The sequence below is a fragment of the Methylobacillus glycogenes JCM 2850 genome (assembly GCF_000617925.1).
GTDB lineage: Bacteria > Pseudomonadota > Gammaproteobacteria > Burkholderiales > Methylophilaceae > Methylobacillus > Methylobacillus glycogenes.
In genome coordinates this window covers 97,230-123,572 of the sequence record NZ_BAMT01000001.1, presented here as the reverse complement: position 1 = coordinate 123,572, position 26,343 = coordinate 97,230, and the positions used below count along the sequence as shown (strand labels likewise).

The following is a 26,343-nucleotide window of genomic DNA, read 5'->3' as shown; positions in this document are numbered from 1 at the left end:
ACTCAGGTTGTCTAACATGCTGCAAGGCAGTCTCGTTGCCATCGTCACCCCCATGCACGACGATGGCAGCCTGGATATCCAGGCGTTACGCTCATATATTGATTTTCATATTGCGCAAGGCAGTGATGGCATCGTGGTGGTGGGCACCACAGGTGAATCCCCCACTGTCGATTTCGATGAGCACACCCTCCTGGTCAAAACTGCTGTAACGCATAGTGCTGGCCGTATCCCCGTGATTGCGGGCACAGGCGCCAACTCCACCAAGGAAGCCATAGACCTCACCAGAATGGCGAAAGAAGCAGGCGCAGATGCCTGCCTATTGGTAGCGCCGTATTACAACAAGCCTACGCAAGAAGGTCTGTATCAGCACTTCCTGGCCGTGGCCGAAGCTGTCGATATCCCGCAGATTCTCTACAATGTTCCTGGCCGTACCGCGAGCGATCTCAGCAATGACACCGTGCTGCGCCTGGCCAGCCACCGCAATATCGTCGGCATCAAGGATGCCACGGGCAATATTGAGCGTGGCACTGATTTGCTGCTGCGCGCGCCTGCTGATTTCGCTATCTACAGTGGCGACGACGCCAGCAGCCTGGCATTGCTGTTGCTGGGTGGTCACGGCGTCATATCAGTGACGGCGAATGCCGCACCCAAGCTGATGCATGAGATGTGTGCTGCAGCCCAGGCTGGTGATATCAAGAGCGCCAGGGATATCAATGCCAAGTTGTTTGGCCTGCACCAAAAACTATTTGTAGAAGCCAACCCCATCCCCATCAAGTGGGTAATACAAGAAATGGGCCTGATCCAGGGCGGCATACGCTTACCACTGGTTGCCCTCTCGCCACAACACCATGACACATTACGCAGCGCCATGAAGCAAGCTGCCATTTAATGATACCGTTTACCCAGTCAAGAGAAACCATGAATCAATTCACGCTCAAACCTGTCCTGTTGGCAACCCTACTGGCGCTGACCGTCACTGCTTGCGATTCCATCCCCTTTGTTGACACCAGTTCAGACTACAAGGCTGCCGGGCGCTCACGCCCTCTGGAAGTGCCTCCGGATTTGACTAATATCTCAGCCAGCGATGCTTATGCCATTCCTGGTGCGGCCACCAACTACTCGGATTACAGCCAAGGCCTGAACGAGAGCGGTCAGCAAGAAAACGAGCAGGAAAAGCTACTACCAACCTCTGATGGCGTGCGTATGGAACGCGCAGGTGCACAACGCTGGTTGGTGGTGAAAGCGCCTCCGGAAAAAGTCTGGCCTGTGATACGCGAGTTCTGGGCTGACCTGGGCTTTGCCGTACGTACCGAAAACCCACAAACCGGCGTGATGGAAACTGAATGGGTAGACCCCAGCACACTGGAAAATGCAGATAAGAGCTATCTGGAAAAATTCCAGGGTTGGCTGGACAAGCTTAACAGCCTGCAAAATCGTCAGAAATTCCGCACCCGCATCGATCGCGGCCAGGATGAAGGCACCACCGAAATTTACATGAGCCACCGTGCGGTTACCAATGTGCCAGATGACGGCAAATACAAGGTACGCACCATCGCCGGTGAAGTTGACATGGGCTACGCCCCCACCACCAAATCCAAGCGCAGCAATGCCGATGAATCGCGCGGCATGTCTGAGGATATCGATGCAGAATTGCTGCGTCGCCTGATGGTGCGCCTGGGCGTGGAAGAAAAGAAATCTCGCAGCATAGTTGCCAATGCCGCGCCTGAACTGCGTGCCAGCATCAACAAGGAACAAGATGGCACACTCAGCCTCACCACCAACGATGCCTTTGACCGCGCATGGCGCAGAGTTGGTCTGGCTTTGGATCGTATCGGCTTTGTGGTGGAAGACCGTGACCGTTCTACCGGTGTGTTCTTCGTGCGTTACACCGATAACGATATTGATGAAGCACCCAAGGACAAAAAAGGCCTGCTCGAATCACTCAAGTTCTGGGGTGATGACAAGGACAAGGATGGCAACCGCAAGCGCAAGGCTGGCGAAAACCAGTACCAAGTTCGTGTAGAAACTGCTGGCAATAACGCTTTGATCACCATTACCGACAAGGATGGTAAACGCGAGCGTACCAGCACCGCCAACCGCATCATCAACCTGCTGTTTGAACAACTCAAATAGTCTTAGCACCCGGCTGTGCTGCCTAGCTTAAGCTGCTCACCATGCGCTTTGCTTCACTAGGCAGCGGCAGTGCTGGCAATGGCTTGCTCATAGAGCAGGCTAATACCCGCTTGCTGTTGGATTGCGGCTTTGGCCTGCGTGATGCGCTGATGCGCATTGCCAGGCTGGGCATGCAGGCCGAAGAGATTGACGGCATTCTGGTCACCCATGAGCATGATGACCATGTTGCTGGCGTCTTCAAACTCGCAAGAAAATTCCGCATTCCTGTCTGGCTAACCCATGGTACTTACAGCGCCCTGGAAAAACGCCTGCCCAAGCCTATAGACTTCCCCTTGCACATCATAGATAGCCACCAGGCTTTCAGTATTGGTGATGTGCATATCCAGCCTTACCCTGTGCCGCATGATGCACGCGAGCCTGTGCAATTTGTGTTTGAAGATGGCCAGCACAAGCTGGGCGTACTGACCGATGCAGCTGTGCCACACCCTATATGGAAACCGTATTAACGGCGTGCAATGCACTAATTCTGGAATGCAATCACGATTTGGATATGCTGTGGAATGGGCCTTACATCCGCTCATTGAAACAGCGCGTGAGTGGCCGCCTGGGACACCTGGATAACGAGAGCGCAAGCCGCTTGTTGGCACGCCTGGACACCAGCAAACTACAGCATGTGATAGCCGCACATCTCAGCGAGAAAAATAATCAGCCTGAGCTTGCCAAAGCGGCATTGAGCAGCACACTCAACTGTGAAGATCACTGGATTAGTATCGCCCAGCAAGACATGGGATTTGATTGGCGCGAAATAAGCTGAAAGCAATCATGCAAAAGCATTCAAGCCAAGACTAATCAAACCAAAATATGCCACATCCCTGATCTGGGGAAATAGCCACAATTATCTTAGAAAATACAAAGCAAAAAGCCGACATAAATGTCGGCTTTTTGTCCTAGATAATTCAAGCTGGCACTAGGCCAGCGTAGAATTACTTAGCTTCTTCTGCAGGTGCAGCTGGTGCTTCAGCTGGAGCAGCTTCTTCAGCAGGAGCTGGAGCAGCTTCTTCAGCAGCAGGAGCTTCAGCAGGAGCCTCAACTGCAGGAGCAGCTTCTTCAACAGCAGGAGCTTCAGCAGGAGCTTCTTCCTTTTGACCACAAGCAGTCAGAGCCAGTGCGAGCAGAGCGGCAAGCAGAGCAGAACGTGTCATTTTTTATCCCTTAAGATGTAGACAATAATAAATATAAACCAGTTACGGTAAGGCTTCAATCACCGACCGAGTGCCAAAAATTCTACCACCTCCGACAAAAAATTCCACTGTTTTTTAGCCGCGGAGCCTTATTTTGCATAATTTCACCGGATTTTTGCTTCTATTTCGTACCAAGTTAATTCAATCCACCTTAATCCTTAATCGGTTATTTTTTCCATCCATGGATTGCGCCTGCGAAAGTATTTCCCGGCTGACCTGATCTCGCCCCTGCATCATGCCGCCAATATCCATCCATTCGCCTGGTGCAACGCGCACTGTGGTGGTCAATTCCTCGAAATCAATATAGCCCTGCTGGTTCAATTGGGCGATACGCGGCGTTACCTCAAGCTCCACCTGGCTGCCTATATAGCGCGGCCTGACTGCAAAACCTGTGGTGATGTCATGAAACTGTGTTGTTTGTTGTATGTTGATATAGCGTGAGGTCAACAACACCCACTGCTGGGTGAACGGCACAGACTGGCCTACGCGTATGAATGCGCGCTCACCATCCAGCACGGTCAAGAATTGCTCACCGCTGCGCACCATGGTGTTTTGCTGACGATTCAGATCCAGGTTGATGCCATCCCTGCCCTGCTCGCCGTTACGCGGCACCTCAACGCCAAATTCGCCACGCTGAATGCGACCACTGACGCCAATTTCACGCTGATCATGACTGCTCTGGCTATCGTGGCTCACCGTAATGCGCAAATTGCGCCTGGCGGTGTCCAGCCGCTCCACCAGCTCATCAATCGCAGCCATACGCTCAGGCGTGGCCCTGACCACCAAATGCTGATCTATGGCCGTCACCGTGCCCTCGGGGCCAGCCAGTTGTTGCACCGCTGGCAGAATGTCCTGCGGAAACCGATGTTGCAGGGTAATCATCTTGAAATCCAGCCCTGCCGCCTGCACTGGGATTACTAGCAGGCATATGCACAAACACAGGATACGCATCATCAGAGTATGCCCCTTATCTTAGAAATACAGCCTCTATCCCTTAATGCCCAGGCCATAGGATGGTGTGATTTTTATCACATTGTTTTTGTCATATTGGCTTGATCACAAACTGCGCCGAAAATTCCTTTTATTATGCTGTTGAATTGCCCGCGTCGTGCAGCTTAATCAATCCAGACGTAACCAGCCTGATACCAATCATGCAAGCGCTGCAACAAGGCCTCATCCTGCAGTTGCCCATCATCAAACCATTCAGGCCCCACCTGGCGCTGGTTGGCGAACTGGGTCCAGAAGGCCAGTTGTGCCGCAGGCACATCAAACTGCTCACCATTGATAAAGAAAGTATGGCCATGGAACAGCATCTGGGTCTTGGCGTCCAGCGCCAGGCCTTGCTCGGTCAATAGCTCTTGGAATTCGGTTTCATCCAGGTCATCTGCGGCATCAAACACAATATGCGGCTTGGGTTCAGAGAGATAGTGCCCGAGAAACGCGGTCACATCCTCGCTTTGCCAGCGTATGCGATTAAGCATGCCAGCCACTTGTTCCAGCATCTCTTTGCCAATTTCAGCCGGATGCACCTGCTGCTGCAAACCAGGGTCTGCATACATGCCTGTGAGCTTTAATCGGTCTTGCAGGAAGTTAAGAAACTCGCTTGCCAGCTCCTGGGCAGAAGGCGCTCTGAAACCTATCGAGTAGGTCATGGCATTGCCAACGGCTATGCCCCAATGCGCAACATGCGGGGGCAAATACAGCATGTCTCCTGGTTCCAGCACCCACTCCTGCTCAGTGACAAAATTCTGCAAAATGCGTAGCGGTGCATCCGGCACCAAGCTCAAATCATCCTGCTCACTGATGCGCCAGCGGCGCTGGCCTTCGCCCTGCAGCAAAAAGACATCGTAAGAATCAAAGTGCGGCCCCACGCCACCTGCATCTGGCGCAAAGCTCACCATCAAGTCGTCCAGCCGCGCATAAGGAATAAAGGCAAACTGTTGCAACAGCTCTGCTGCTTCCGGCAAATGATGATTGACGCCCTGCACCAGCAAGGTCCAGTCTTGTTCCGGCAAGCGGTTAAAACGCGCTTCATCAAAGGGGCCGGATTCGACCTGCCAGCGGTTTTTCTTGATGGATACCAGGCGGGATTGCACATCGTCTTCACAGGCCAAGCCTGCGAGTTCATCCGGGCTCAATAAGCCCTTAAATCCGGGGATAGCCTGCCTGACCAGCAAAGGTTTTTTCTGCCAATATTCATTGAGAAATTGCTCAACACTCAAGCCGCCAAGCAGGGCAATAGGCGCGTTTGCCAGGGAATCATTTTTCATCCCGGCATCATAGCGCATTGCTTACGCTAGTTAAAAATTAGGTTAGAATCTTCAGCAAGCTACTACTGCAAAGCAGGCAATATTGCAGTCTGATACACATGCACGCGACTTCAATCAACTCAATGCACACAAACATGGGTATAGTCCGCTCCACATTTGTCATCGACCTCGCTGGAGTGTTACGCTTGGCGCAATATGGAGTCAGGGCTTAAAGCCATGCTGCAGACGTACTACATTTTCATCAAATCACTTTTAAGAAGGATGCTTTCATGCAGATTGCCATGAATACCGTTGTTACCATCACCTACGAGCTGCGCGACAGCGATGGAAATATCCTTGAATCCAGCAAGGACCCTGTGAGCTATCTGCACGGCGGTTATGACAACATTTTCCCGCGCGTTGAGGAAGAATTGCATGGCAAGGCCGTGGGCGACACTGTCGAAATCACCCTGGAGCCTGCAGATGCTTTTGGTGACTATGACGAAGAGCTGGTTCAGATTGAACCAGCGACCGCTTTCCCCAGCAAAGACCTCAAGGTAGGCATGCAATTCGAGGGTGAAGACGAATCCGGCGATGTAGTGCTCTACACCATCACCAATATCGAAGATGGCAAGGTTGTGGTGGATGGCAATCATCCATGGGCGGGTGAACGTGTACTGTTCAAGGCTTCCGTGACTGCAGTACGTAGTGCAGGCCAGGAAGAAGTTGAACATGGTCATGTGCATGGTGCAGGTGGTCACCACCACTAAGTTGCTTACCAGCACTTGATGCTGAGTCTGGCATTAATGCCAGACAACAAAGTGCCAGACAACAAAAAGGCAGCCACATGGCTGCCTTTTTATATTCCTTCGTGGCATGGGGGGAAGACACCACTACAACTTGCTTTCAGGGATTACTTTTAAGCGCAGGACACCCTACGCGCGGCCTTCTTGGCCCTTGCCTGCTTACGCTTGGCCAGACGCTCGTTAACGCGCGACTGACGTTCGGACAGAGACCAGCTATAGCTAGTCCAGCCTATGGAGACAGCCAAGGCAGAACCACCAGCGATCATTGCTCCGAGCTTTTCATCGGCAAACCAGCCGATCATGGCGACAAAAGAGGCAAATACCACAGGGATTACTATCTTGATGAAATACTCGACGATCATGATTTCCTTTTGGGAGATTAAGTTATTGAAACGCCAACCTGGATAAGGCTGACGCTTCGTATTATCGCGGGTAGTTGTTTCAGAACTATGTCGGTTGTTTCAGAACTATTTCCATAATCAAGCTAAATTCAGCTTAATTTTTTCAATTTGTATAAAACTTCCAGTGCCTGCTTGGGCGTCAGCTCATCGGGGTCTATGCTATCCAGTTCGGCCACCACAGGATGCACCACGGGTTCTGGCTGTGATTCTGCCGCCACAAACATATCGCCCTGCCAGGCGGGTGCCTGTTGCAAAAGCTGGTTCTGCTCAAGCTGCACCAGCTTGCGTTTGGCGGCATTGACTACCGCGCGCGGTATGCCTGCCAGTTGCGCTACCTGCAAGCCATAGCTCTGGCTCGCCGGGCCTTCTTCTACATTGTGCAGGAACACAATGCCATGGCCATGTTCCACTGCATCCAGGTGCACATTGGCCGCTTGCTTGAAATCCTCGCTTATACGCGTCAGCTCAAAATAATGCGTGGCAAACAAGGTGTAGCTGCGGTTTCTTTCCAGCAATTGCCGCGCAACCGCCCAGGCCAGCGATAGGCCATCAAAGGTTGAAGTGCCGCGGCCAATTTCATCCAGCAACACCAGGCTATGCTCAGTGGCGTTGTGCAGAATGTTGGCGGTTTCGGTCATTTCCACCATAAAGGTAGAACGGCCACCTGCAAGGTCATCAGACGCGCCTATACGCGTGAAAATCCGGTCTATAGGCCCCAGGCGCGCGCTGGTAGCAGGCACAAAGCAGCCACAATGCGCCAGCAGCACAATCAGGGCCGTCTGGCGCATATAGGTCGATTTACCGCCCATATTCGGCCCGGTAATCAACAGCAGCTGCCTGTAAGGCGAGAGGCTGACATTGTTGGCAATAAAGGCTGGGCAATCTGCTCCACCACCGGGTGCCGCCCTGCTTCTATGCTCAGGCCGGGCTCGCTGCTAAATTGCGGCTGCACATAATTGAGCACATCGGCGCGCTCGGCAAACGTGGCCAACACATCCAACTGCGCCACGGCCTCGGCATTGATTTGCAATTGCTGCAACACTGTCTGCAACTGATCCAGCAGGCCATCAAACAGCAGTTTTTCACGCGCCAATGCCCTGTCATTGGCCGACAGCACTTTATCCTCAAAGCTCTTGAGTTCAGGCGTGATAAAGCGCTCTACATTTTTCAGGGTCTGGCGGCGGCGGTATTCCGCTGGCACGTTTTCAGATTGCGCGCGGCTGATTTCAATATAGAAACCGTGCACGCTGTTGTACTCAACCTTGAGATTATTAATGCCGCTACGCACGCGCTCTTCGGCTTCAAACTTCAAGAGAAACTCGCCGCAATTCGCCTGTATGCCGCGCAATTCATCCAGCTCAGCATCATAGCCATCGGCAATCACACCACCCTCACGCAGCAAGGCAGAGGCTCGGACTTGACCGCCGATTGCAACAAGGCCAGGCCAGCTTCAGGCACAGCCAATTGTTGTTGCAAGGTTTGCAGCAGATGAATATCAGCCGTGACCATCAGCTGCTGTAATTGCGGTAGCTGCTGCAAACTATCCCTAAGGCCAGATAAATCCCTGGGCCGGGCTGATTTCAGGGCAATACGCGCGCTGATACGCTCCACATCGCCAATATTGCGCAGCACTGGCCGCAACTGGCTATATTGCCTGCGCATGGCCTCTACCGCCGCCAATCTGGCCTGCACCGTGGCCTGGCATTGCAGCGGATGATGCAGCCACTGCCTGAGCAAGCGTGCGCCCATGGCGGTATAGGTTGTGTTCAGCAAGGCATACAGCGTAGGGCTAGGCTCACCACGCAAGGTCTGGTCTATCTCCAGATTGCGCCTGGTAGCTGCATCGAGCTGAATATATTGGCTACCCTGCTCTACACTCAGGCTTTGTATATGCGGCAGATTGGTACGCTGGGTGTGCTTGACGTAATCCAGCAGCGCACCTGCGGCCATAATCGCCGCATGCAGATCAGCACAACCAAAACCACCCAGGTCATAAGTATTGAATTGCTTGGTCAGTACCTGGGTGGCGGAATCCAGATCAAACTGCCAGGGAGCCAAACGCTTTTTTGAGCATTTGACATTGGCGAGTGCGGGGTGCGAGAAATCATCGGCATAAAGCACTTCTGCCGGGCTGATACGCTCCAGCTCCTGCGCCAGCAAGCCAGGTGCAATTTCATTGAGCACAAAGCGGCCAGAGGCCAGGTTGATGCGTGCCAGACCCAGCACACCTTCACCCTGGGCCACGGCAAGCAAAAGATTATCGCGGGTGTCATCCAGCAAGGCAGCATCGGTCAAGGTGCCAGGCGTGAGAATACGCGTCACCTGACGCTCCACCGGGCCCTTGCTCTTGGCCGGGTCACCCACCTGCTCGCAGATAGCAACGGCCTCGCCCAATTTGGCCAGCTTGGCCAAATATTGCTCTGCCGCATGATAAGGCACGCCCGCCATACGGATAGGCTCACCATTCGAGCTGCCACGCTTGGTCAGCGTAATGCCCAATAGCCGTGCTGCTTTCTCGGCATCGTCATGGAACAACTCGTAAAAATCGCCCATGCGATAAAACACCAGCATGTCAGGATATTGCGCCTTGATGCCCAGGTATTGCCGCATCATGGGCGTGTGCTGTTCCAGCACCTCTGGCGCCGCGCTTGATCCAAAGGCTGAGTTTCCTTGCTCAAATCTTCCACCTATCCTGCCGCTCAAGCGGCATCACTGTATGACAAACCCAAGCATTATAGACGGCGGGCAAAAAAAACGCCCCGTGAGGGGCGTGTCATTTCCCGGCCTAAGCCGGGGGAAGGAAGCATGAATGCTTAGAAGTCGTAACGCACACCACCAAACACTTGGCGTTGACGACCTGCCACCATGCCATCTACACGACTGGCCAGATATTCCTTGTCAGCCAAGTTATTACCACTGACAAAGAAGGTTGCCTTGCTGCCGACTGGCTTATAGCTAACAGAAGCGTTGAGTAAAGTGTATGAAGGAATTTTGCCTGTCATACCGCTGAGAGGATCAAAGTCATCTCGGCCTTCACGGAAGTTAACGTCTTCATACTGCTCGCTAATGTAATCCACACCTATACGGGCGTTAAAGCCTACTGGGTGTTCATAGCCAAAGTTGAGCGAGGCAATATGCTTAGGGGTGTAAGCCAAACGATCACCACTCTCAATATTTTCTGCCGCACTGGTTTTCTTGAACTTGGCAGTAAATACATTGGTGTAGGAACCAGCGACATAGAAATTATGCGAGCTGTTGTAAATCGTCCCAAAATCCAAACGCCCTGCTAATTCCAGGCCACTATGCTCGGATTTGCCACCATTGACGAAACGGCCAAAACCATTGCTGACAACAATCTCATCAAACTGAGTGTGGAATAGCGTGGCTTCGTACTTGAAACCCTTGAAGAAGGCAGAACGCAACCCTAATTCCCAGTTGGTACTTTCTTCAGCCTTGGTCTTGGAAACTACCGCTGTATTAGCGGCGCTGGCAACGATATCGCGATCAGGACGTGGCGGTGCAAAACCCTTGTGCACACCACCAAAGACCGTGGTATTCGCTATACCATTCCAGGCCACACCAAAACCAGGCAAGACCTTGGATTGGTTATTGGTAACATCAGACTCCGCATTGTTCTGCGGCTGCCCTTCAGCGCGTTTAACGTCTGTGGAAATACGAATATCTTCCACGCGCACACCAGGAGTCAGAGACCAGTTGCCCACATAGAAAGTGTTTTGCGCATAGTAGGACTTAGCTTCCACATTGATATCGATTTGCTCGCGGTGGCCAGTGCTACCGTTCACACCATTGAAACTTTGCGCGTAGCGCAAATCCTGGAAGCGTGGGTCTCCGCCGCGGAATTGATTGCGGTTAATGTCTTCACGATGGTAACGGAAGCCAATGACGGCATCACTATCAATGCCGAATAGCTTATGGCTGATATCCAGACGTGGCTCTATGCCCCAATACTCAAAATCGCGCGGCCTCCAACGGCCCCCACAGTTTGCAGAATTTGCTTCAGTGGCAACTACTCCACTACAGCGATCCATTTCTGAACGACCATTGAGACTACCTGGCTCATTGATCTGGCGGAAAGAGGCTCGATCAGACTTTGCATAATAGAACTGGGTGCTCAGCTTGGCGCGCTCATTCACTTGGAAGATGTGCTGTAACTGCAGAGACTTACGCTCGTGATTGAAATAATCCTGCTTACCAGTAGGTGCTTGATATTTGTCTTCAGCATACTCAACAGCACCAAGGCCTGTCTCTGAAACACTGGAGTTCTCTTCATACCAACCCACCTTAGCGATCAATGTATTGCGATCGTCCAGATTTGAGTTGACCTTTGAGGGTCAATTCATTGATTTCAAAATCGTGATTCCTGCGTATACCGTCACCCTTACGATTAACCGCATCCAACATGATGCCGCCCCAATCACCACCAGTACCGATGTTGACGTGACCACCACTGAAGTTGTTATTGCCTATGATCGCCATGACACTGGCCTGGAATTCCTTGGGCACTGGCTTGGTGACAAAGTTGATCATGCCGCCTACAGTCTGCGGGCCATATAGTGTCTGACCTGAACCTTTAACAACCTCAATGCGGCTGACGCGATCCAAAGGGGTGGAGTAATGCGCGGACGGATCACCATAGGGTGCCAGGAACAAAGGCATACCATCTTCCAGCAGCAAGGTGCGGGAAGTACGGCGAGGATTCAAGCCACGAATACCGATATTAGGAGCCAGTACAAACGCATCTTCACCAACGATATTGACACCGGGCACTTGGCTCAATGCTTCACGGATACTAAATGGCTGACGAGCTTTAAGCTCTTTCTCATCGACGACATCGAATGAGCCAGGCACGGCTTCAAGGCGATCTGGTAATATGGCGCCCACTTTGACCTTTTCCACCAGCACCTGCTCACTGTCAGCGTTTGCTGCCTGCTGGCTAGCCAGCTCTGCCGCCAAGGCAGGCATGGTCAAAATCAGCACTGCCAACCCCATGATGGGTCTTTTCATTTTCATTCCCTCTCAAATTTTAAATGCTGGGTATGACTGGCATACCCGCTTTCTCCATATTTATCATCGATGTTCTATAATTGTTAAAATATGTAATCGACAACAGGCGAGAGTTTCCGGTGATTAGTTCAATTCAAGAAGGGGAATTAATCCTGAATAGTTCTGGGAATAAATCCCTAATATGTTTCAAAATATTTCAAATGTAATATGAGGTAATAGCCGCAGAAATCGGGAAAAATTCACGAAAGCCAGGCCCCACCAGCGTTTCCGGGAAAAACTCACTTTCTGCATAGGCTCAACATCTTCAAAATGAGGGGTAATGAACACTTACACTCCTCACCCTCCCATGGTTACTCTCTGGAACCGGATTCATCAGCTCATCGTGACCTTGTCATCGCACTGATTGCCATAGCTTGCGTTTTCTTTGCCTCTGCCCAACTCGATCTTTCCGAAAAATTCACCCACTGGGCGTTAAGCCACGAGACTTTGCAACTGGATGAGTTTCCGCTGGTATTGTTTTCGGCAGCCTTGGTTTCCATCTGGTTTTCGCGCCGCCGCATGCGTGAGGTCATGGAGCAAGCGCATCTGCGCATTGCTGCAGAGCGCACTTCGCAGCAAAGCCAGCGCATGTTCAAAAGCCTGTTTGATCAAGGCTTGTGCGGTAATTTTGTGGCCGATTTTGAAGGCAATATCTTGCTGTGCAATTCCGCCTTCAGCAGCATGTGTGGGCGCAGCGAGGCCACGCTCAATCTCAGACAGGCCCTGGGCCCGCAATGGGACGAGTACTGTACGCAGTTACAGCAAGTGGGCAAGATTGATATTGCCGAACTCAAGGTGACACGCCCTGACGGTGCCCCATGGATAGTCATGGCGCGCCTGACCCAGGTATCTGATCAAGCCCCAACCACAGACCAATCTCCGACTTCCGACACACCCTCGCCGACCACGAGCGGCAGCAATATTCACGGCTTTTTCGCGGATGTCACCGAACAACATCTGGCAGAGCGCGAACTGGCAATTCTGTTCAAGGAAAACCAGTCTCTGGCACGGCATGCCATGCGCGTACAGGAAGAAGAGCGCCGCAATATCGCCAGAGAAATTCATGATGAAATGGGGCAATACCTCACGGCCATACGCCTGGATGTTGCCACCTTGCCCAAAGACAAATCAGCGCCTCATGCCGCGATTGCCTTGCGCATCAGCTCGCATGTAGAGCATATCCAGCAAGCGGTACGTGGCTTGATTCACAAACTGCGCCCCACGGCGCTGGATGCACATGGCTTGGTAGAGGCCGTGGAACAACTGGTCAAGGATTGGAAGAAGCAACACCCGCAGGTGAGTTTTGCGCTATCGCTGGATCAAAGCTGTCAAAGCATGCCGGAAAAAACCAGTATTGCGGCCTACCGCATTGTGCAGGAATCCTTGACCAATATTGCACGTCACGCCCGTGCGCAACATGTCTCCATCAAGCTCATGCGCACGCGCGGCATTCTGGCGGACACGCTCAGCATAGAAATCCGTGATGATGGCATTGGTTTCAACACCTACAGCCCCAGGGCCGGGTTTGGCGTCTCGGGCATGCGAGAGCGTATAGAAGCAGAAGGCGGCGTATTCACGATTCAGAGTCAGGGCAAAGGCGTGCTGGTATCTGCCAGCATCCCTTTGCAAACTGCATTAGCCGTCATTCAAGAAAGTATTTAAATGCATAAGATTTTGTTGGCCGATGACCACGCTGTGGTCCGCAGTGGCTTGCGCACCCTATTGGAAAACGTGGGTTACACCATTGTCGCCGAGGCAGAAAATGGTGAGCGCAGCTGTATTCTCTGGCAGGAACATCACCCCGATCTGGGCATACTTGATCTCGATATGCCCGGCATAGGCGGTCTAGAAACCCTGCAGCGCATTCTGGCGCGCGACCCCAACGCCAAGCTGATCATCTTCAGCATGCACGATGACAACATCTACGCCACGCGCGCCCTGCAAGCGGGTGCCAAAGGCTATGTGGTGAAGACCGATGCGCCAGAAGTATTGCTGGAAGCCATCAAGCAGGTATTGCGCGGTGGCCGCTATATTGGTCACGATCTGGCCCAGCATCTGGCCATGGACAGATTCTCGCCCACCGATAATCCACTGGAAAAACTCTCGCCGCGTGAATTTGAAGTGTTCCGTCGTATTGCCGAAGGCGCTTCGCTTGCCACCATCGCTGATCAACTGCATATAGGCTACAAGACAGCAGCCAATATCCAGACCCAGGTGCGGCAAAAGCTTAACGTGCAGACCACAGGGCAATTGGTACATATCGCCATACGTTTTGGCATTTCGCAACAGCGGGAATAGTCTGGAATAGTGAGATTGCCGCGGCAAAAGCGGCAGTTGAAATTCAAGCGAAAAAAAAACCAGGTGGTGAACCTGGTTTTGGAAAAATCCTTAGTGGTATGGAGTATGGACAACGTACTGGGGGCTAGGTGACTATCCGCGAAAAGTACAAGTTGTTCATGCACATCCTATGCTTTGCTACCCATAACAGCCATACATTAATTCCTTAAAATCATCGGGATTTTCTCCCAATCATGCTGCTTATATTCATGAGTGGCAGTGATAGCCAGCAAAATATCAGCAATGCAGCATCAACCTTCAATCACCCCATGCTTGATTGCCAGCCGCACCAGCTCTATCGGGCTAGAGATGCCTAGCTTCTGCTTGAGCAGGGTTTGATAGTTGGCCACCGTCTTTTGACTGATCTTCAAGGTGGTGGAAATTTCTTCTATGCCCTTGCCTGCGGCAAGCAATCTAAACACCTCAAACTCACGTGCCGATAGCAAACGTGTGGGGTCATCACTGCCAGACAAGGTCTGCAAGGCAATCTGCTGCGCAATGCCAGGGCTGAGATAGCCCTTGCCAGCGGCCACTTCCCGCACCGCCTGTACCAGATCATCCGCAGCGCCAGACTTGGTACATAAGCACGTGCGCCTACGCTCAGCGCTTGCGAGGCATAGGCGGCATTTTCGTGCATGGAAAAGATAATCACCCTGGCTTGTGGGTAACGGGCAATGATGCGCCGCAAGGCTTCCAGCCCACCCATGCCAGGCATGGACATATCCATCACCACCACATCAGGCAGATGCTCGCCATATAGCTGGTAAGCCTGCTCACCGCTTTCGGCTTCTACCACCACGTCTATGCCATCGTTTTGTTCAAGCAAGCGCCGCAGGCCGGAGCGTACCACCTCGTGGTCATCTACCAGCATGACGTTTATTTTCTTATTCATTGCCCACCCTCAACTGTAAGCTGCAAAGGCAAACTGACATGAACGCGCGCGCCCGCTGCCAGTGCACTTTCCAGTGTGTATTTTCCGCCCAGACCTTCCACGCGTTCACGCATACCTGCAAGACCAAATCCAGAGGGTGCCTGGGCGGTATTAAAACCACGCCCATCATCCTCAACCGTGATGCTGAGCATATCACCCTCAATCACAATCCGTATATTCACGCTGCTGGCATGGGCATGGCGCGTGATATTGGTCAGGCACTCCTGCACGATGCGGTAAATGGCAATCGCCATGGTTTCATCTTTAACCTGATCCAGGTTCTCTGGAATATCCAGATTCACCTGCACATTACGCTGGCGTTGCTTCCAGATATTGACCAGATCAGTCAGCGCAATCGCCAAACCAAAGGCATCCAGCCCCGATGGCCGCAAGCGCTGCAACATATCATGCACAATATCCATCATCTGCCTGGCCACCACGCTGATGGCCTTGGCGCTGTCCTTAGCCCCTTCAATGCTCTTGGCATTGAGAATGGCAGAAGCATCCACATGCACGGCCGTGAGATATTGGCCGATTTCATCATGCAAATCACGTGCCAGATTTTTGCGCTCGTCTTCCTGCAACCGTATCATCTGCTGCGTGAGCTTGTGATTGCTTTTTATGCTTTTTTCCAGCGTTTCCGCCATGGCGTTGAACTTGCGGCTGATGCCTGATAATTCAGGCAGTTCAAACTCCGGCAATCTGGCCTTGAGGTTGCCCTGCTCCAGCTCATTCAAAGCCGTCAACACCGTATCAACCGGGCGCATCGCCCGGCCTACAGCCCAGTACACCACGGCATTCACCGCTACAAAAAACACGGCCACCAGCACTAATAGCCCCATGATGTCATCCAGCACTTCGGCAATTTCATAGCTGGGGTCTGGTGTTACCACCAGCTCACCTATCATGCGTCCATTGGCAAATATCTTGCGGCGGATTTCCGGCAGCGATGGCGAAAGAAAGCCCATGGTGCGCACCAGCCAGGAAGTGCTTTCCTGGCGGCCAGATTCGATATTGCTATCGCGCAGGCGGCCATGCGCGTCAAAAAACTCAATGCGCAAATGCCGCACATTGCCCAGATCATGCAATCTGAACATGGAATTGGAGTTGGGATTTTCCTGCTGGCGCAGCCAGCCGTAATCCGAGGTGTAATGCAGAATTTCTGCATCCAGTAGATGCATGGCCAGCAAAGCCGTGGATTGCACCTCTGCGCGCACATCATCACGGGCATTGTGCACCATCAGCAAGGCTGCCAAAAACAGCACCAGGGCCAGCAAGAGGGTAATGATGAGATTAAGACGTAGCTTCAGGTTCATCGGGGAACTGGATTGAGCGTACTGTTGCAAAGGATTGCGCAATTTAAATCAGTTCTCCAAAAACAGATACGGGAGAAAGTCCCAATGTTCGCTGCCTGGCAAGCAAAAACATGATGAAGATTTCCCCCGAACTGGGTGACACTTTCCTACAGTCAAGCCGGGTTGCCGCTTTTAGAATGTCTCTCAGAAGTTATGAGTTCACTCCATGTTCTTGGCAACTTCTCCATAGTAAAGTCAGTATGTAACGCCAGCGTGCCTGCACGCTGGCTTTTTTTTACGACATTCAAACCACATGCCTTGGGCTTTGCTTACAGGGGAGCCAAGCCCACAAACTCTTAAGCTTTTGCAGTCTTGAGCGTATCGGTCAGGTGTGGCTCCAGCACTTGCAGCATTTGCACAAACACCTTGGGGTTGGCTGCAACAATATTGCCGCTATCAAGATAACCCTCGTTACCCTGGAAATCTCCCACCAAACCACCTGCCTCATGCACCAGCAGCGTGCCAGCAGCAATATCCCAGGGTGACAGACCAATTTCCCAGAAACCATCAAACCAGCCAGCTGCCACATAGGCGAGATCCAGCGCTGCCGAACCTGGTCTACGCAGGCCTGCGGTTTTCTTCACCATATCCTTGAACATGCCCAGATAAGTATCCAGATGTGTGAAATCACGGAAAGGGAAACCAGTGCCTATGATGGAATCTTGTAGCTTGGGACGATTGGTGACACGAATGCGCTTGTCATTGAGGAAAGCGCCACGGCCACGAGTGGCAGTGAATAAATCGTTGCGACTAGGATCGTAAACAACTGCCTGGGTAATCACGCCTCTTTGCATCAGGGCAATGGATACTGAATACTGCGGAAAACCGTGCAGGAAGTTGGTGGTGCCATCAAGCGGGTCTATGATCCAGACGTTTTCGGCATCTGCATCCTGCTTGCCGCTCTCTTCACCAAAGAAACCATGATCTGGATATGCATCCTTGAGCGTCTCAATGATGGCGGCTTCTGCCGCGTGATCCACTTCACTGACAAAATCGTTGTAATTCTTGCTGCGTATGGTGAGCGCACCGATATCAAGCGAAGCACGGTTGATGATACCGCCTGCACGGCGGGCGGCCTTAACCGCATTGGTCAGCATGGGATGCATAAATTCTTTCCGTAAGTATGGAGATGGGCTGTACAAGTCAGCCCAGGTATTTTTTAAAGAGCAGCAAGTCAGTGGCGAACTACAAGCAGATTGCAGTCTTGTCGCCAGTAACTGTTAAAATGCTATTTTAATGCTTATTCCCATGACTTCCAAACCCGATCTACTAGACCAAATCCGTATCGTTCTCTGCCAGACCAGCCATCCGGGCAATATTGGTTCTGCAGCACGAGCGATGAAGACCATGGGGCTGTCACGCCTCTATCTGGTTAACCCCAAATCTTTCCCGCATGCCGAGGCTGTTTCGCTGGCGACAGGCGCCAGTGATCTGCTGGATACAGCGGTGGTGTGCGAGAGCCTGACCGAGGCACTGGAAGGCACCACCGTGGCCATTGGCCTCAGCGCCCGCAAACGTGAAATTTCCCACGAGCTGCTGTCCGCGCGCCAAGGGGCAGAACGAGCCATCAAGGAAGCCAACCATGGACAAGTTGCCCTGGTGTTTGGCACCGAGATGAGTGGCCTGTCGAACGCGGAGTTGGATTTATGCCAACTGCTGGCGATGATTCCAGCCAACCCGGCCTTTTCCTCGCTCAACCTGGCGGCAGCGGTACAAGTACTGAGCTATGAGTTGCGCATGGCAGCCCTAGATAGCCCCGCCCCTGCCGCATCCCCAGCGCTGGACCTAGCCCCGAATGAAGATATTGAGCGCATGTACGAGCATATGCAGGAAACGCTGATACAGATCGGCTTTCTCAACCCGCAATATCCCAAGCGCCTGATGCAACGCTTGCGCCGCCTGTTTGGCCGCACCAAGCTGGAGAAAGAGGAAGTCAACATTCTGCGCGGCATACTAAGCTCTACCCAAGAACCCAGACCACCTCAAAGCTAGGCCTTGTAACACGCAGCTTATGGCAACAGGCAGCTCATGCCGCTGCCTGCCACCCGGGCTTGTTGTGGCAATTTTGGTTAATGCCTCATTCAGGTTAAAGCCAAACGCTTAGCCTAACCTTAATATCAGAGTAAAATAGTCGGATGTTCAGCCATATCAAAGAAGACATCAGCGTTGTGTTCGAGCGCGACCCTGCCGCCCGCACCCGCTGGGAAATCCTCACCACCTACCCAGGTGTGCACGCCCTGCTTATACACCGCCTTTCGCACTGGATTTGGCAACACCGTTTTTACTGGATTGCCCGCTTGTGCTCACATATTGCGCGCTGGCTCACAGGCATAGAAATTCATCCCGGCGCAGTCATAGGTCGCCGCGTGTTCATAGACCATGGCATGGGCGTGGTGATAGGTGAAACCGCCGTCATCGGCAATGACTGCACCCTCTACCACGGTGTAACGCTGGGTGGCACCTCCTGGAACAAGGGCAAGCGCCACCCCACCCTGCTGGAAGGCGTGGTGATCGGTGCGGGCGCCAAAGTGCTAGGCCCCATCACCATAGGCACCAAGGCCAAGATAGGCTCCAATGCCGTAGTGGTAAAAGATGTGCCGGATGAAGCCACTGCGGTGGGCATTCCTGCGCGCATCGTCGATCAGGATAAAAACCGCCAACAGGACAGCATGGCGGAAAAAATCGGCTTTTCTGCCTATGCGGTCAGCGACAATATGAATGACCCCATGACCAAGGTAGTGCATACCCTGCTAGCCCATATCGAGCGTCAGGATGCCCAGCTGCAAGAAGTCATGCAACAGCTCGCCAAGCTAGGCGCAGACGTGGAAACAGACGCGGAAGTTGGCCAGGCTTTTGACCTCAATTACATCAACAAAATAGTTGACTAAACTATTCAGGTATTCTAGAATCAAACCCTAGAATCATGCCATGCGCAACTGCGCCCCAAGCCAGTATTGACGCGCCATCTGAATACTTTAGGAAGTAAAAATGAGATTAACCACCAAAGGCCGTTTTGCAGTGACCGCAATGCTGGATCTCGCCCTGAATGAAGAAGAAAAGCCGGTCACCCTTGCTGGCATCAGCGAGCGTCAAGGCATTTCACTTTCTTACCTTGAGCAGTTGTTCAGCCGTTTGCGTCGCAATGGCTTGGTCAAGAGCGTGCGCGGCCCTGGTGGCGGCTACCGTTTGGCCAAACAGCACCATGACATTTCCGTCTCTGACATTATCACTGCCGTCGATGAACTGATTGACGCCACCCAGTGCGGCGGCAAGGAAAACTGCCATGAAGGCAAGCCTTGCATGACCCATGACCTCTGGTCCAGCCTCAACAGCAAGATTTTGGAGTATCTCTCCGGTGTTGCCCTCGCTGACTTGGTGGCCTCGCAACGCGAAGGCAAGGAAATCCGCTTTACTACCCGTCGTGACAGCCAGCGCTCTATCGTGCAAGTTGCCACGCAAGTTGCGGCTTAAGCAAGTAAGCCATTCATGACCAGCGCCGTCTACTTCGATAACAATGGCACCACCGCCCTGGACCCCAGAGTCCTGCAGGCGATGTTGCCATACTTGTCGCAGCAGCAAGGCAATGCCACCAGCCGTCATGCTTTTGGCCGCGGTGCACGCAACGCCATTAATCAGGCGCGTGAGCAAGTGGCAGATGCTGTTGGTGCGCATCCTTCGCAAGTTATTTTTACGGGTGGTGGTACGGAGGCTGATAATCTGGCTATTACCGGTGTCGCCAATGCCCAATCCACTGGCCGCATTGCCATAGGTAGCCTGGAGCATCCAGCAGTATCACGTGCTGCCGATGCCCTGAAGTGGCAAGGCTGGAAGCTAGCGCATATAGACAGCAACACCCAAGGCCAGGTTGAAGCCAGCGCCTTGCGAAATGTGTTGCAACAGCGTACCGATATGGTGTCTGTAATGCTGGCCAATAATGAAACCGGGGTGATACAGGATATTGCCACCCTGGGTGAAATTGCTAGAGAGCATGGCGCTTATATGCATACCGATGCCGTACAGGCGCTGGGCAAGATCAATGTCGATTTTTCCGCCCTGAATGTGCATGCCATGAGTTTGTCTTCTCATAAAATTCATGGCCCTCAGGGTGCGGGCGCGCTGATTCTGGACAAGCGTATAGATTTGCGCCCCTTGCTCTATGGCGGTGGTCAGGAAAGAGCTTTGCGTAGCGGTAGTGAAAATATCGCCGCTATCGTGGGGTTTGGCCTGGCTTGCCAACTGGCAAGTGCAGAAGGTCAATCGCGTCAGCAGGCATTGAGTGCGATGCGTGGCCAACTTGAACAAGGCCTGCACGCCTTGGGTGCCACCATTTTTGGTGCCAGTGCCAGCCGTTTGCCCAATACCAGTTTCTTTGCCTTTGATGGCATAGAAGGTGAAACCCTTGTGATGGCGCTTGATAGACAAGGTTTTGCCGTTGCCAGTGGTTCGGCCTGCTCCAGTGACAGCACTGAGCCCAGCCATGTCTTGCTGGCCATGGGTGTAAACCCGGATTTGGCACGTGGTGCCATACGCGTCAGCCTGGGGCAGGACAATCAGCCTGAGCAGGTTGCAGCCTTCCTGCTGACCTTGGAACGCGAATTAACCAGATTGAGAAAATTAACTGCGGTAGCAGTTTAGGAAAGTTGATATGACAGTACGTACGCCTATTTACCTGGATTACTCTGCCACCACCCCGATAGACCCACGGGTGGCGGAAAAGATGATTCCTTATCTGACCGAGCATTTTGGCAACCCTGCCTCGCGCAGCCATTCCTTTGGCTGGACGGCGGAAAAAGCCGTGGAAAACGCACGTGAAGAAGTGGCCAAGCTGGTGAATGCCGACCCACGCGAAATCGTCTGGACTTCCGGTGCTACCGAGTCCAACAACCTCGCCATCAAGGGCGCGGCCAATTTCTACAGCGGTGCCAAGGGCAAGCATATTGTCACCGTGCAGACCGAGCACAAAGCGGTGATCGACACTGTCCGTGAACTGGAGCGTATTGGTTACGAAGCCACTTACCTGACCCCTGAACCCAGCGGCCTGCTGGATCTGGAAAAATTCAAGGCAGCCTTGCGTCCTGACACCGTCGTCGTGTCCGTGATGCTGGTAAACAATGAAATCGGCGTGATTCAGGATATCGTTGCCATCGGCAATATTTGCCGTGAGCAAGGCATTATCTTCCACGTGGATGCCGCCCAGGCCACAGGCAAGGTGCATATCGATCTGGAAAAACTGCCAGTTGACCTGATGAGCTTCTCCGCGCACAAAACCTACGGCCCCAAGGGCATAGGCGCGCTGTATGTACGCCGCAAGCCGCGCGTGCGTATTGAAGCCCAAATGCATGGTGGCGGTCATGAACGCGGCATGCGTTCCGGCACCCTGGCCACACACCAGATTGTCGGCATGGGCGAGGCATTCCGCCTGGCACGTGAAGAAATGGATACAGAGAACGTGCGCATTCTGCAATTGCGTGAACGCCTGCTCAAAGGCTTGCAGGAAATTGACGAAGTCTATGTCAATGGCGATCTTGAACACCGCGTGGCGCACAACCTCAACATCAGCTTCAACTTTGTTGAAGGTGAATCGCTGATCATGGCGGTTAAGGATATTGCGGTTTCCAGTGGCTCGGCGTGTACCTCTGCCAGCCTGGAGCCATCTTATGTCTTGCGCGCGCTGGGCCGCTCCGATGAACTGGCGCACAGCTCCATCCGTTTCTCGATTGGTCGCTTCACTACAGAAGAAGATATCGACTACACCGTAGAACTCATGAAGAGCAAGATAGGCAAGCTGCGCGAGCTTTCCCCACTATGGGAAATGCATCTGGACGGCGTGGACTTGAATACAGTGGAATGGGCAGCACATTAAGCTAAACCACTGAAAGAAATAATGTTAAGTTGCAAAGCGCGGGAATTAAACGCCTTGCAGCCAGACTAAACTATATCGGCATCAGCAATTTACTAGACGATGCACCTGCAGCCGCAATGATGATGCGTGTTGCCTTATTTGAGGAGTGAAACATGGCTTATTCAGACAAGGTCCTAGACCATTACGAAAACCCCCGTAACGTGGGTTCTCTCGACAAGAACGACCCCAGCGTCGGTACTGGCATGGTAGGTGCGCCCGCTTGTGGCGATGTCATGAAGCTGCAGATCAAGGTAAACGAAAGCGGCATTATTGAAGATGCCAAATTCAAAACCTATGGTTGCGGCTCCGCTATTGCTTCCAGTTCTTTGGTGACTGAATGGATCAAGGGTAAATCCCTAGACCAAGTCATGGAAATCAAGAACTCGGATATTGCCGAAGAACTGGCTTTGCCTCCGGTCAAAATCCATTGCTCGGTACTGGCAGAAGATGCCATCCGCGCTGCGGTGGCTGATCTCAAGTCCAAGCAGGGTATCACCCCACAGGCGGCTGCCACCGAAGCCGAACACGTCGCTTAAGGGAACAGCATGGCCATCACACTGACCCCAGTTGCCGCCCAGCGCGTTCAGAAATTCCTTGCCAACCGTGGCAAAGGCGTAGGTTTGCGCCTGGGCGTCAAGACCACGGGCTGTTCCGGCATGGCGTATACGCTGGAGTTTGTCGATGAAACCAATGGCGAAGACATGGTGTTTGAGAGCCATGGCGTCAATGTGATTGTTGATCCCAAGAGCCTGGTGTATATCGATGGCACCGAACTCGACTTTGCCAAGGAAGGCTTGAACGAAGGCTTCAAGTTCAACAACCCCAATGTCAAGGATGAGTGCGGCTGCGGCGAAAGCTTCACGGTTTAAGCGTTAGCGCTGAATCTAGCATCACGCTTAAAGCCGCCTAGTCTCCCGCAACCCCTACCTGGCCTGGCACTGGCCACCTTCATCCTATGTCTGAGCTACAAAAGAACTATTTCGAGATTCTAGGCATGCCAGTCCAGTTTGATCTGGACTTAAGCCTGCTGGATCAACACTACCGCACATTGCAGGCAGAGGTGCATCCAGACCGCTTTGCCGCTGCTTCAGCGGGAGAGCGCCTGCAATCCATGCAGTGGGCCACGCTGGTGAATGAAGCCTATCAGGCCCTGAAGCAACCCGCTGCGCGTGCGCGCTATCTGTTGCAATTGCAAGGCGTGGATACCGCAGAGGAAAGCAACACCTCCATGCCTATGGACTTTCTCATGCTGCAAATGGAATGGCGTGAGGCCATAGAAGAGGCGTTTGACGCGCATGATATTGCCGCGCTCGACAGCCTGCTGAAGCAGATGCGCCAGGAAGGCTTATCTTTGCAAGCAGAACTAAAGCAAACGCTGGATAAGGATAAAAATTGGCCAGAAGGTGCAGAACAGGTACGCAAACTGAGCTTTATCGACAAAATCCGCGCCGATGTCAGCCAGAAAATCAGTCAGTTAGAAGATAATTAGTTTATTTGATAGCAAGTTGTTGATAGCACTTGGTCGATAGCAATTTTTCGATAGCATTTAGTCGAATGAATAACGAGTAGTCATTTGGAAAACGAGTAAACAGGCGTTATGGCTTTACTACAAATATCAGAACCAGGCATGAGCGCCGCACCGCACCAGCACAGGCTGGCGGTGGGCATAGACCTGGGCACCACCAATTCCCTGGTGGCCACAGTACGCAGCGGCTTGAGCACGGTATTGCTGGACGAGGCTGGCCGTGCCCTGCTGCCATCCATTGTGCATTACGGTGCAGATGAGCAGCTTGAAGTGGGCTATGCCGCGCAGCAGCAACAAAGCCTGGACCCGCATAACACCATAGTCTCTGTGAAGCGTCTATTGGGCCGTGGCTTGAATGATATTGGCGATACCACTCATCTGCCCTACCGTTTTATTGATGCCCCTGGCATGGTGCAACTGGAAACCCGTGCAGGCATCAAAAGCCCGGTGCAGATATCGGCCGATATTCTGCGCGCATTGAAGGAAAGAGCAGAAAAATCCCTGGGTGGCGAACTCACAGGTGCCGTTATTACCGTACCCGCTTATTTCGATGATACCCAACGCCAGGCCACCAAGGATGCCGCGCGCCTGGCTGGCCTCAATGTACTGCGTCTGCTGAATGAACCGACGGCTGCCGCAGTGGCTTATGGCCTGGATAATGCCGCTGAAGGCATTTACGTCATTTACGATCTGGGTGGCGGCACGTTTGATGTCTCCATCTTGCGTTTATCCAAGGGCGTGTTTGAGGTATTAGCCACCAATGGCGACTCTGCCTGGGTGGTGATGATTTCGACAGACGTATTTTCTGCTGGGTGCTGGAGCAAGCCGGCTTGCAACCCCTGGGCGCTGCCGATACCCGCTTGCTCATGACCAAGGCCAGAGAGGCCAAGGAATGGCTGACCGAGCACAGCGTGGCCAGCATCACGGCCGTGCTTTCTTCTGGTGAAGTCTTAGACCTGCAATTAACGCAATCTGAATTCCACACGCTCAGTCAGCAATTGATCAACCGTACCATCAGCCCGGTACGCAAGGCCTTGCGCGATGCCAGCCTGGAGCTGGATGAAGTCAAAGGCATAGTGCTGGTGGGCGGTGCCACCCGCATGCCGCAAGTGCGTCAGGCAGTGGCGCAATTCTTTGGCAAGCCGCCGCTAACCAATCTGGACCCAGATCAAGTGGTAGCGCTTGGCGCTGCGATTCAAGCCAATGTACTGGCGGGTAACCGCAGCGATGAAGACCTGTTGCTGCTGGATGTGATTCCCCTGTCCCTGGGCCTGGAAACCATGGGCGGCCTGGTGGAGAAAGTTATTCCGCGCAATGCCACCTTGCCGCTGGCCCGCGCGCAGGATTTCACCACCTTCAAGGATGGTCAGACCGCCATGAGTATTCACGTGCTGCAAGGCGAGCGCGAACTGGTGGCAGATAACCGCTCCCTGGCCCGCTTTGAATTGCGTGGCATTCCGCCCATGGCAGCAGGGGCAGCGCGTATCCGCGTGACCTTCCAGGTAGATGCCGATGGCTTGCTATCGGTCTCTGCGCGTGAGCAAGCTAGCGGGGTGGAAGCCAATATCATGGTCAAGCCCTCTTATGGCCTGAATGAAGAACAGATCACCAGCATGCTGCAAGCCTCGTTTGGCACGGCAGAAGCCGATAAGCAGGCACGTGCGCTACAGGAAGCCCGCGTTGATGCAGCGCGATTACTGGAAGCGATAGAAGCTGCATTACGCCAGGATGGCGAACGCCTGCTGAGCAGGATGAGCTGCAAGCCATCCTCACCGAAATGCTGCAACTGCGCGAGCTGGCGCAACAGCAAGATCATCATGCGATCCACAAGGCCGTGGAAGCCCTTAACCAAGCGACTGAAACCTTTGCCGCCCGACGCATGGATGCCTCGGTGAGGCAGGCGCTTGCCGGGCAGTCGTTGAACACATTGGAGCTTTAGGCATGGCCAAGATTACCGTACTTCCCCACCCCGAACTTTGCCCCGAGGGTGTCACTTTCGAGGCGCAGCCTGACCGCTCCATTTGTCATAATCTGCAAAAGCAGCATGTGGATGTAGATAGCGCCTGTGGTGGCGTCTGCGCCTGTACCACCTGCCATGTCTATATCAAGGAAGGCTATAACAGCCTGTCTGAGCCGGATGAAAACGAAGAAGACATGCTGGATCAGGCCTGGGGCCTCAAGGCTAATTCCCGCCTTTCCTGCCAGGCCATCATTGGTGACAAAGATGTGGTGGTCGAGATTCCACTCTACTCGCTTAACCTGGCGAAGGAACCACCGCACTAGCGCTAGGTTACGCTTTTCTGGAGCATTAACATCAAGGTCAGCTTTGCTGACGCATTATTATCAGGGCCAGCATAGCTGGCCCTGGGTCTTTCTAGGCACAGCATCAAGCTGGCTGC

22 protein-coding genes and 4 pseudogenes are annotated in these 26,343 nt (G+C 53.0%); 16 read left to right on the top strand and 10 right to left on the bottom strand.

The features are described 5' to 3' along the window. Nucleotides 1–16: 16 nt before the first annotated feature. From dapA to JCM2850_RS16130, 3 genes and pseudogenes are all read left to right on the top strand, one after another. Nucleotides 17–889: a 4-hydroxy-tetrahydrodipicolinate synthase gene (gene dapA, locus JCM2850_RS00535; protein ID WP_025869361.1), complete on the top strand. Its 873-nt coding sequence runs from the start codon at nucleotides 17–19 to the stop codon at nucleotides 887–889. Nucleotides 890–918: 29 nt separating this feature from the next. Beyond that, nucleotides 919–2,133, top strand: a complete 1,215-nt coding sequence (gene bamC, locus JCM2850_RS00530; protein WP_025869360.1) for an NlpB/DapX family lipoprotein — start codon at nucleotides 919–921, stop codon at nucleotides 2,131–2,133. Nucleotides 2,134–2,174: 41 nt separating this feature from the next. Beyond that, a pseudogene (locus tag JCM2850_RS16130) lies at nucleotides 2,175–2,947 on the top strand (MBL fold metallo-hydrolase). A gap of 169 nt (nucleotides 2,948–3,116) precedes the next feature. Here the strand turns inward: JCM2850_RS16130 and JCM2850_RS22165 are convergent. The 3 genes from JCM2850_RS22165 to JCM2850_RS00510 form a co-directional block, all read right to left on the bottom strand. Then, nucleotides 3,117–3,335 carry a hypothetical protein gene (locus JCM2850_RS22165; protein WP_036265330.1) on the bottom strand — a complete coding sequence of 73 codons (219 nt, stop codon included), beginning with the start codon at nucleotides 3,333–3,335 and terminating at the stop codon, nucleotides 3,117–3,119. 180 nt (nucleotides 3,336–3,515) lie between these two features. Next, the gene (locus JCM2850_RS00515) at nucleotides 3,516–4,328 is read right to left on the bottom strand and encodes a secretin GspD/PilQ domain-containing protein (protein ID WP_036265329.1); all 813 of its coding nucleotides are present in this window, start codon (nucleotides 4,326–4,328) and stop codon (nucleotides 3,516–3,518) included. Nucleotides 4,329–4,489: 161 nt separating this feature from the next. Then, entirely contained in the window at nucleotides 4,490–5,644 is a 1,155-nt protein-coding gene (locus JCM2850_RS00510) for a cupin domain-containing protein (protein WP_025869357.1), read from the bottom strand. Between the two features lie 269 nt (nucleotides 5,645–5,913). Here JCM2850_RS00510 and JCM2850_RS00505 point away from each other — a divergent pair, with 269 nt between their 5' ends. Further along, entirely contained in the window at nucleotides 5,914–6,393 is a 480-nt protein-coding gene (locus JCM2850_RS00505) for an FKBP-type peptidyl-prolyl cis-trans isomerase (RefSeq protein WP_025869356.1), read from the top strand. A 149-nt stretch (nucleotides 6,394–6,542) separates the two neighbouring features. Here JCM2850_RS00505 and JCM2850_RS00500 read toward each other — a convergent pair whose 3' ends face one another. The 4 genes and pseudogenes from JCM2850_RS00500 to JCM2850_RS22160 all read right to left on the bottom strand — a co-directional run bounded on the left by JCM2850_RS00500 (nucleotide 6,543) and on the right by JCM2850_RS22160 (nucleotide 11,855). Further along, on the bottom strand, nucleotides 6,543–6,791 hold the full coding sequence (locus JCM2850_RS00500) for a hypothetical protein (protein WP_025869355.1): 249 nt from the start codon (nucleotides 6,789–6,791) through the stop codon (nucleotides 6,543–6,545). A gap of 128 nt (nucleotides 6,792–6,919) precedes the next feature. Continuing rightward, nucleotides 6,920–9,443 (bottom strand): annotated as a pseudogene (gene mutS / locus JCM2850_RS16120) (DNA mismatch repair protein MutS). Nucleotides 9,444–9,643: 200 nt separating this feature from the next. After that, nucleotides 9,644–11,131, bottom strand: coding sequence for a TonB-dependent receptor family protein (locus JCM2850_RS16115; protein WP_234406004.1), 1,488 nt, complete (start codon nucleotides 11,129–11,131; stop codon nucleotides 9,644–9,646). 1 nt (nucleotide 11,132) lies between these two features. Further along, complete coding sequence (locus JCM2850_RS22160) at nucleotides 11,133–11,855, bottom strand: TonB-dependent receptor plug domain-containing protein (RefSeq protein WP_234406003.1); 723 nt, start codon at nucleotides 11,853–11,855, stop codon at nucleotides 11,133–11,135. A gap of 309 nt (nucleotides 11,856–12,164) precedes the next feature. Here JCM2850_RS22160 and JCM2850_RS00485 point away from each other — a divergent pair, with 309 nt between their 5' ends. Continuing rightward, entirely contained in the window at nucleotides 12,165–13,556 is a 1,392-nt protein-coding gene (locus JCM2850_RS00485) for a histidine kinase (RefSeq protein ID WP_081774906.1), read from the top strand. After that, nucleotides 13,557–14,192, top strand: a complete 636-nt coding sequence (locus JCM2850_RS00480; protein WP_025869353.1) for a response regulator — start codon at nucleotides 13,557–13,559, stop codon at nucleotides 14,190–14,192. It begins immediately after the preceding gene. Between the two features lie 290 nt (nucleotides 14,193–14,482). Here JCM2850_RS00480 and JCM2850_RS16110 read toward each other — a convergent pair. From JCM2850_RS16110 to JCM2850_RS00465, 3 genes and pseudogenes are all read right to left on the bottom strand, one after another. After that, nucleotides 14,483–15,123, bottom strand: a pseudogene (locus tag JCM2850_RS16110) (response regulator). Beyond that, nucleotides 15,120–16,478 (bottom strand): ATP-binding protein, encoded by a 1,359-nt coding sequence (locus JCM2850_RS00470; protein ID WP_025869352.1) that lies wholly within the window; start codon nucleotides 16,476–16,478, stop codon nucleotides 15,120–15,122. Before JCM2850_RS00470 ends, JCM2850_RS16110 begins: the two are co-directional and overlap by 4 nt. A gap of 335 nt (nucleotides 16,479–16,813) precedes the next feature. Beyond that, nucleotides 16,814–17,623, bottom strand: coding sequence for an inositol monophosphatase family protein (locus JCM2850_RS00465; RefSeq protein ID WP_025869351.1), 810 nt, complete (start codon nucleotides 17,621–17,623; stop codon nucleotides 16,814–16,816). 142 nt (nucleotides 17,624–17,765) lie between these two features. On the opposite strand from JCM2850_RS00465, the gene JCM2850_RS00460 reads away from it, so the two are divergent. The 10 genes and pseudogenes from JCM2850_RS00460 (at nucleotide 17,766) to fdx (ending at nucleotide 26,227) form a co-directional block, all read left to right on the top strand. Next, nucleotides 17,766–18,509, top strand: a complete 744-nt coding sequence (locus tag JCM2850_RS00460) for an RNA methyltransferase (protein WP_025869350.1) — start codon at nucleotides 17,766–17,768, stop codon at nucleotides 18,507–18,509. A gap of 143 nt (nucleotides 18,510–18,652) precedes the next feature. After that, nucleotides 18,653–19,405 (top strand): serine O-acetyltransferase, encoded by a 753-nt coding sequence (gene cysE, locus JCM2850_RS00455; protein ID WP_025869349.1) that lies wholly within the window; start codon nucleotides 18,653–18,655, stop codon nucleotides 19,403–19,405. Between the two features lie 100 nt (nucleotides 19,406–19,505). Continuing rightward, nucleotides 19,506–19,988 carry a Fe-S cluster assembly transcriptional regulator IscR gene (iscR, locus tag JCM2850_RS00450; protein WP_025869348.1) on the top strand — a complete coding sequence of 161 codons (483 nt, stop codon included), beginning with the start codon at nucleotides 19,506–19,508 and terminating at the stop codon, nucleotides 19,986–19,988. A gap of 15 nt (nucleotides 19,989–20,003) precedes the next feature. Further along, entirely contained in the window at nucleotides 20,004–21,152 is a 1,149-nt protein-coding gene (locus JCM2850_RS00445) for a cysteine desulfurase family protein (protein ID WP_025869347.1), read from the top strand. A gap of 10 nt (nucleotides 21,153–21,162) precedes the next feature. Then, entirely contained in the window at nucleotides 21,163–22,380 is a 1,218-nt protein-coding gene (locus tag JCM2850_RS00440; RefSeq protein ID WP_025869345.1) for an IscS subfamily cysteine desulfurase, read from the top strand. Nucleotides 22,381–22,532: 152 nt separating this feature from the next. Continuing rightward, nucleotides 22,533–22,955, top strand: a complete 423-nt coding sequence (gene iscU, locus JCM2850_RS00435; RefSeq protein ID WP_025869343.1) for a Fe-S cluster assembly scaffold IscU — start codon at nucleotides 22,533–22,535, stop codon at nucleotides 22,953–22,955. A 9-nt stretch (nucleotides 22,956–22,964) separates the two neighbouring features. Next, nucleotides 22,965–23,288 carry an iron-sulfur cluster assembly protein IscA gene (gene iscA, locus JCM2850_RS00430; protein WP_025869341.1) on the top strand — a complete coding sequence of 108 codons (324 nt, stop codon included), beginning with the start codon at nucleotides 22,965–22,967 and terminating at the stop codon, nucleotides 23,286–23,288. A gap of 86 nt (nucleotides 23,289–23,374) precedes the next feature. Further along, entirely contained in the window at nucleotides 23,375–23,908 is a 534-nt protein-coding gene (hscB, locus tag JCM2850_RS00425) for a Fe-S protein assembly co-chaperone HscB (protein ID WP_025869339.1), read from the top strand. Between the two features lie 108 nt (nucleotides 23,909–24,016). Further along, a pseudogene (gene hscA / locus JCM2850_RS16105) lies at nucleotides 24,017–25,883 on the top strand (Fe-S protein assembly chaperone HscA). 2 nt (nucleotides 25,884–25,885) lie between these two features. Beyond that, nucleotides 25,886–26,227, top strand: coding sequence for an ISC system 2Fe-2S type ferredoxin (gene fdx, locus JCM2850_RS00415; protein WP_025869337.1), 342 nt, complete (start codon nucleotides 25,886–25,888; stop codon nucleotides 26,225–26,227). Nucleotides 26,228–26,343 lie beyond the last annotated feature (116 nt).